The 7485-nt window shown below is 45.0% G+C and carries 5 protein-coding genes; 1 reads left to right on the top strand and 4 read right to left on the bottom strand.

Annotation, left to right across the window (positions count from 1 at the left end; translation table 11 throughout):
- Window positions 1-1249, bottom strand: a 1249-nt coding sequence (locus GXP69_RS09620) for an IPT/TIG domain-containing protein (protein WP_204281970.1), incomplete at its 3' end; no start/stop codon positions are given.
- A 525-nt stretch (window positions 1250-1774) separates the two neighbouring features.
- On the opposite strand from GXP69_RS09620, the gene GXP69_RS09615 reads away from it, so the two are divergent.
- Window positions 1775-2602: a DUF2911 domain-containing protein gene (locus tag GXP69_RS09615; protein WP_235925643.1), complete on the top strand. Its 828-nt coding sequence runs from the start codon at window positions 1775-1777 to the stop codon at window positions 2600-2602.
- 56 nt (window positions 2603-2658) lie between these two features.
- Here GXP69_RS09615 and GXP69_RS09610 read toward each other — a convergent pair whose 3' ends face one another.
- From GXP69_RS09610 to GXP69_RS09600, 3 genes are all read right to left on the bottom strand, one after another.
- Entirely contained in the window at window positions 2659-5091 is a 2433-nt protein-coding gene (locus GXP69_RS09610) for a TonB-dependent receptor (protein WP_163914754.1), read from the bottom strand.
- Between the two features lie 12 nt (window positions 5092-5103).
- Window positions 5104-5760 carry a ribulose-phosphate 3-epimerase gene (gene rpe / locus GXP69_RS09605; RefSeq protein WP_163914752.1) on the bottom strand — a complete coding sequence of 219 codons (657 nt, stop codon included), beginning with the start codon at window positions 5758-5760 and terminating at the stop codon, window positions 5104-5106.
- Between the two features lie 71 nt (window positions 5761-5831).
- Window positions 5832-7484 carry a S8 family serine peptidase gene (locus GXP69_RS09600; protein ID WP_163914749.1) on the bottom strand — a complete coding sequence of 551 codons (1653 nt, stop codon included), beginning with the start codon at window positions 7482-7484 and terminating at the stop codon, window positions 5832-5834.
- Window position 7485: the final 1 nt, after the last annotated feature.

Genomic DNA, 7485 nt, shown 5'->3' with positions numbered 1-7485 from the left:
GAGTGCCCGTTGGCGTGCCAACAGCGCAGTTGTCGCTGGCCTCAGGAGCGCTGATCTCCACGCGGGCGCTACAAGCGCCGGCATCGGTGTTGGCCGTCACGGGCTCGGTAGCGGCGATCACCGGCGCAATTTCATCCTTCACTATAACCTGTTGGGTAGCAGTTGTAGAATTACCATTGCCGTCGCTGAAAGTCCAGGAGATAGTGTAAGTACCCTGAGTAGTATATTCTGTTGGGTTTGATGTTGTTCCCGTTACTATGCTGGCACAGTTGTCAGTTGTAGTTGGAGCAGTTACAGTTACTGAACATTCCCCTGTGGCGGCAGCTATAGTTGGTGTATCAGGAGCTGTTACGTCTTCTATAGTTACAACAGTGGGCTCAGAAGCAGATGATGAGCATCCGTTTGCTGATACAATAACTGTGTAAGAGCCACTCTCATTTGCTGTAAATGACTGGCTTGTTGCTCCAGATATTATATTCCCGTTTCGATACCACTGGTTTCCGGAAGAGGCAGAAGATGTTAAAGTAACTGTACTTCCTGGACATGCCGTTGTTCCAGATTGAGCAGTTATAGTTGGTTTGTCTGGGGTAGTGCAAGGAGCATTATAAGTATAAGCATTCGCTAATGTTGCAGTACCAGAGTTACCGCCACCGGGTGCAACAACTGTTATTGAAACGTCTAAAGTACCTGCTGATTGTGCGGGAGCAATTGCTGTTACAGTATTATTATTTATACGCGTACCTGTTACTGATAAATTTCCAAATTTAACAGTAATAGATGAGGCAGAACTTACATAACCTGATCCTGTTAAAGTAACTAAAGTACCACCTGTTGTTGGACCACTTGTAGGTGAAATTGAAGCTAATGTTGGCGCATCAGTAAAATATGTTCTGGCTTCTGCACCACTTTGTTTGCCATTAACTATTACCGTAAAAGCGACACCCAAGTGCCGATCTTCTATAGGAAACTCAATTTTCCATGAGCCATCTGGATTAACTTTTGTATCATGATAGCCATGATGATGATCATGGGCTGGTTCTTCTTCAAAGTGGACATCAACTAAACTATCTTGTGTCCATCCATAGCCAGTTATGATGGCTATCTCCCCAGGTGCATAATCATCCTTATCAGACATTACAGTTGGCTGATAATTATTGAAGGCGCTTACGCCAACAAAAGTGAGTGTACTAATTAACGTGATAAGATACAGGACACGCCATTTAGATGATTTCTTGAGTAAATTTTTCACATACATACTACTAGGGTTATTTTTTTTATAAAACTGACTCTACATTAACTCGCGACATCTAACTGTGGCGCAACAAAAGGGCATAACTCACCTGTAATGGTCAAGCGAAACAGCTTTACCAGGCAAGTTTAAGTTGATGAACCACCATCAGTAGTTATCAAAACTTAATCAATTAAATATTTATTAGATTATTTTAGCTTTATTTAAGACTTATACAAATTAATGTATAAAAAGTTGTATTAGTTCTATAACCAACATAAAATAATGTAGACGCGATGTTATGTTATGCCAATGGATTTATTATTAGAGTGGAGCATATATGTACCAACTATAAGCGTTATCTATAGCACACTTCGAACTATTATGAAAGTTAACTTAGACTTAAATTTTATATCTTTGCATTTGTTCTAGTTGAGAGAGAACTGGCAAGGTTTTTTCGGGAGGATTTAAACCCGTACCTAAAACGCAAATAGAATTTATCTGATGAATAAGTACCTGTTTAGACTACTGTTTCTTTTTCTTATTTTGACTTCTGGTACTAGAGCTAGTGCCCAGGTTAAACTTCCGCAGGCCAGCCCTGAGTCCTTTGTAAAGCAAACTATAGGGCTTACAGATGTTTCAGTACATTATCATGCACCTGGCGTAAAAGGCCGTAAAGTTTTTGGCGGGCTTGTTCCTTTCGGCAAACTATGGCGTGCAGGCGCTAACGATGCTACACTCATCACTTTTACAGACGAACTATTCCTGAACCACGAGCGGGTGCCAGCAGGTACATACTCATTTTTTATTCTACCGGAGAGCGACAGCGTGTGGAACGTAGTGTTGAACCGCGATACTACTTTATGGGGCCTCGAAGGATATGACGAGTTGAAGGACGTAGCTTATTTGCGTGTAACGCCGAAAAAAGTACCGTTCCACGAAACATTACAGTTTAGTTTCTCCGAAATCGGCACAAATACGGGCTATCTGAACCTGACCTGGGAAAATACACAGATCTCGCTACGCATCGAAACAGAAATAGAAAGGAAAGCACTGGCAAATATTGAAGATGCGCTTTCCAAAGCCGCCCCTGATGACTGGTACATCTGGGCGCAGTGTGCTGATTATATGATCTCCCGAAAAGAGCTTCATCAGCGTGCCCTGGAGATCATTAATAAATCAATCGCTATTAAGGAGACATTTTTTAATAACTGGGTGAAAGCCAAACTATACGCTCTAAACCGTGAATATGGTGTTGCAGCCGATCTGACAGCAAAGGCTATTAAATTAGGGCAGCAGGAACCGGAGTCGTATCAGACGTATGCCCGTGATATTGAAAACGCACACAGCGCCTGGAAAAAGCGTAAAATGTAAGAACTATAGTTTATAGTTGAGAGCCTCTACTTCGGGGCTCTTTTTTTAACTATAGGTTAGAACTTAGCTACGAAACGCAGATTTAATCGGCGGCCTGTCAGGTAGTTCGGCACAGCATATGTTATGTTATTTAAATCTTTAACATAAGTATAAGATACTCTGTTGTTTGCATCGATAATATTAAGTACTTCCAGCCCTATCCAAAGACTTTCCAACGCAAACTTGTTTCGCTGCACAAGCTCATTCTCCAGAATCAATACTTTTGAAAAACCAATGTCGATGCGTTTGTAAGATTTGCCCGAAAAAGAATTACGGAACTCTGGCTGACGTGGCGGCCCAAACGGTAAACCGCTGCCGTACACCAGGTTCAGGTACATTCTTATAGTTGGGTTATCAGGGAGGTGGTCCTGAAAAAAGATTCCAACATTCACGATCTGGTCTGAAGGTCTGCGGATATACCCCTGTGCCTCTCTGCCTGTCTCCTGCCCTGCCGGATTAAATACTGTTACAGAGTCACCGGCTACATCTTCGCGGGTTGTCATCAGTCCAAGGCTCAGCCATGATTCCGCTCCTTTTATAAATTCACCATTCACACGCACGTCAAATCCAGCTGCATAGGCCTTGGCGTTGTTATGCGCATAATAGCGCAGCCTTACATTGTCGATGTCATAAGGCACTACATTGGTCAGGTGTTTATAGTACAGTTCGGTTGTCAGCTTAAAATCACGTTCCCAGGCCTTAAACAGGTAATCGCTGCCAACTATAGCATGTACAGATCGCTGTGCTTTCAGGTCCGGATTCAGGTTACCGTCAAAATCGCGGAGCTCGCGGTAGAAAGGTGGCTGGTAATATACGCCGAGCGCTGCTTTAAATGAGAGATCAGGATTATGGCGGGTAATGAAGGAATATTGAATACGCGGTGAAATGAGCCACTCACGGTTCAGATCCCAATAGCTTGCACGAATACCATAGGTCAGGGTTTTTAGCGTGTCCAGGTTTATAGTATGCTGCAGATAAGCATTATAACGGATCGTGTTCAGGTTTAGGCCTGCATCCAGAAAATAGGTCTGCGACACATAATCAGCTGAATCGGTAAAACCATACTCTTCCAGCTTATCCTGTATCTTTTCCAAACCAACCTTTAATCCGAACAGTAGCTGGTTATGCTGATTCAGTTGCCAGGTATTTCGGGTTTCAGCAGTAAAAATACGGGCCAACAATGCATTCCGGGCGTGGTTAAATTCGCTGCCAACACCCAGCACCATCTGGCACTCCTCAAAGTTACCGGTGTTGTCCATTTCGCAGATACGGTAGCCGGCTTCCAGATCGCGGAACTCCCGCTCCCTCGACTCCACCCCGGAAACTATAAGCTCGGAGGTATAGTTTGTTGTAAACTGATGGGATAGGTTAATGCCGGCCTGGTACGTGTTATAGGTCATTTTCTCACGACCATCAAAGCCGACATAAAGGCGGAGCGGTACCTGGCGTGTACCAAACGTTGTAACTCTTGATTCCGGAATAACCAGGTAGTCGTTGTTGGCGTAGCTGGTAAGAATGCTAAGCATCGTTTTACCAGTTGGCTCTGCTCCTTTGGTCAGGTCCAGATTAACGAGCGCCTGCGCATCGCTGAAACGGGGCCTGTATTCGCCATCTGTTTGCAGGCTCTGCAGCATATACTGTCCATTCTTATGCCGTACACCAAATAAGTAAGATATGCGTTTGTTTCGGGACGCATTCTCTAAATGTATTGAGCCGCCTGTCAATCCGCCTGTAACGGAGGCAGCAAATTCGGTAGGTCGTTTATAGGCAATGCTTAACACCGACGACAGCTTATCGCCATACTTCGGCTGCCAACCTCCAGAAGAAAACTCAATGTTCTCAACCAAATCCGGGTTTACAAAGCTGAGTCCCTCCTGCTGCGCATTGCTGATGAGGAAAGGCCGGTAGATTTCGATCCCGTTAACATAAACCAGGTTCTCATCAAAGTTACCGCCACGGACTGAATAAGTGCTCGACAGCTCGTTATTGCTGCTAACGCCTGGAAGTGTTACAAGAATTTTGTTGAAGTCACCATAAGCTGATGGCAGGTTGCGGATCTCACGCGGGTCGAGTTTAGTTGTACTTACTTGTTCCCGGGTATCGTCATCGCGTTTGCCATGTACCTGCACTGTGTTCAACTGCTTTGGGTCAGGCTCAAGCACAATACTTAAAGCTATAGTTTGCCCATATGGCACCTGTACCTTTTGTATCAGCTCTTTATAACCCAGGTACCGGATGTGCAACTCTAGTGGCTTACCTGCCGGAACCCGTAAGCTAAATTCACCGTTGGCATTGGTTTTTGTACCAAGGGTAGTTCCTTTAACACCTATAGTTGCCAGCTCCAGCGGCAGCTTATCCGGGGTGCTGACAGTACCTTTTATAGTTCCCTCTTGAGCTAAAACACACAGCGGCAAAAGCAGCATACACCATACCGTCAGATATTTCAGCATCAGGGCGACTAATTATTTAGATAAGTTCTTCAGATCTGCGATGGTGGTAATAGGATCAGCAGCAGAAAACACAAAGCTACCGGCTACTAGTACATCAGCACCGCTTTCAACGAGTTTTGGCGCATTCTGTTGGTTAACTCCACCATCAATTTCGATAAGTGCCTGAGAATTATGCTGTATAATCAGATTTTTTAATGTTTCGGTCTTTCGGTACGTGTTTTCAATAAACTTCTGACCGCCGAAGCCAGGATTCACTGACATCAGGCAAACCAGGTCCAGGTCAGCGATAATATCTTCGAGCAGCCTTACAGATGTATGCGGGTTAACAGCAACGCCGGCTTTTGCTCCGGTTGCTTTTATCTGCTGTATAGTGCGGTGCAGGTGGTTACAGGCTTCTATGTGTACCGAAATAACCTCAGCTCCTGCCTCGCGGAATCGCTCAATGTAAAGCTCAGGCTCTACAATCATCAGGTGCACATCCATCGGCTTCTGCGCATGCTTTTTAATGGATTCCATCACCGGGAAGCCAAAGGAAATGTTCGGCACAAAACGGCCGTCCATAATATCAATGTGCAGCCAGTCTGCCTGGCTTTTATTTAGCATTTCTACTTCGGACTGCAGGTTAGCAAAATCTGAAGCTAGTACGGAAGGGGCAATTAGTGGTCTCATGCCGGCAAAGGTATTGAATTATATAGAAGTTGAAAAAGCATACTTCAGGGCTATTACCCAGGAGCAGCACTTTATAGTTTTACAAAACGAATGGTAGCAACCTGTTTACCCGAACGGACTTTGCACAGGTACATACCTTTCTGCAATGCCAGCGGCTGCAGATCTATAGTTTGCCTGTCAGCAGTTACTTGTATGGAGTAGGTTTTTAATGCTTTTCCAGTTGCGTCCAGCAACTGGACTTCCGCTTTCTGGCCATGCCATAGTTCTGATAACAGCAACACCAGTTCGTTACCAGCTACCGGATTTACAACCTGAACCCCATCATTGGCAAATAAATTAGGTAAACCAGTAACTACCCGTTTATAGCTCGGAATACCATAGCCGTAAATATTATCCGGGGCACTGGCCCTGTCGCCGGACTGCCGGATAAACTGGATCAACTCCAGGTTAGTTTTAGAATTATAGCCCTGCCAGAGTATTGTGGCAAAGCCAGCCATAATCGGACCTGAAAATGAGGTTCCGTTGCTTCTGACTAGATTGCCTGCAGTGTTCAACACATAGGTATTTTGCCCCAGCGCTACCACATCAGGTTTTACACGACCGTCGGATGCAGGTCCCCGTGAGCTGAATGAAGCAATATTTGTAAGCGAATCTACTGCACCAACAGCCAACACAGAATCGGCATCGGCAGGAGCTGTAATATGTTGCCAGGCTTTGTTGCCTTCGTTTCCGGCACTTGTAACAACGAGCATTCCGGTAGCAGCAGCAAAATCAGCTGCTTTAGTAACTATAGTTGTATTCCCATCCATCTGCTCATAACTATAGCTTTGCGATGGCGGATCGAAAGAAGAATAACCCAGCGAAGAGTTCAGAACATCTGCTCCGGCACTATCAGCATACTCGGCAGCAATAAGCCAGTTAACTTCTTCTATGTTATGTTCAGAGGCGGCATCTTCGGTACGTAGCAAGAGGTAATTCGCTTTATAAGCAGTTCCGATCATAAAACCTGGTTCATACGCAGCCATAGTAGAGAGCACCGCTGTACCATGAGAACTAGCCGTATAAACATCCTGCTTTTTGGTAACAAAATCGAAGGTGCCCCTTAACTGATTGTTTTGGTACAGGTGAGAGAAAGCAGCAATAATATTTACTGCAAGGAAGCCTGCATCAAGTACGGCAATGGTCATCCCTTCACCCCGAAAACCAGCAGCATGCAGCTCTGTCACGCCTAGCATATCAGCCTGATGAAAAGCCCGGCCATACATGTTATTGAGTGCTTGAACAGACGATTTACTGGTTACAGCAGTTGTGTCTGAATCGGGAGTGGAATAGGTAAGCTCTGCAGATGATCCGGCTACACGGTTAAGTGAACGGGATTGCTTCACAATGTTGAGGTTATTTATCTGCTCTAGCTGAGCCTCTGTGGCCTGTACAACCACTGCATTAAACCAACGGGATGTGTACCAAACTAAAGCGCCGGTTGCTTTTATATTCTGCACGTAAGCTGGGTTAACAGGAAGATCGCGGGTAGTGACTGAAATTTGCTGCCTTGTGCGGCGGGCAATGGATTTAGCACTTAAAAACTGCTCAGGTTGTTGTATACTGTATGGCGTGCCGGCTTTATCGTTAAGGTAGATCAGGTATTTGCGGGGCGTTTCCGTTGTCTGTGCAACCGCAGTTGCAGACGCAATTACAAGCAGCAAAAACAGAAACAACCTTTGCATA

Source organism: Pontibacter burrus (assembly GCF_010686685.1).
Taxonomy (GTDB): Bacteria; Bacteroidota; Bacteroidia; order Cytophagales; family Hymenobacteraceae; genus Pontibacter; species Pontibacter burrus.
This window is presented reverse-complemented; position numbering and strand designations above follow the sequence as displayed.

Excerpts from the sequence above, each read along its gene's own strand:
- GXP69_RS09610 (WP_163914754.1), bottom strand. The coding sequence starts at position 5,091 with ATGCTGAAATATCTGACGGTATGGTGTATGCTGCTTTTGCCGCTGTGT.
- rpe (WP_163914752.1), bottom strand. The coding sequence starts at position 5,760 with ATGAGACCACTAATTGCCCCTTCCGTACTAGCTTCAGATTTTGCTAAC.
- GXP69_RS09600 (WP_163914749.1), bottom strand. The coding sequence starts at position 7,484 with ATGCAAAGGTTGTTTCTGTTTTTGCTGCTTGTAATTGCGTCTGCAACT.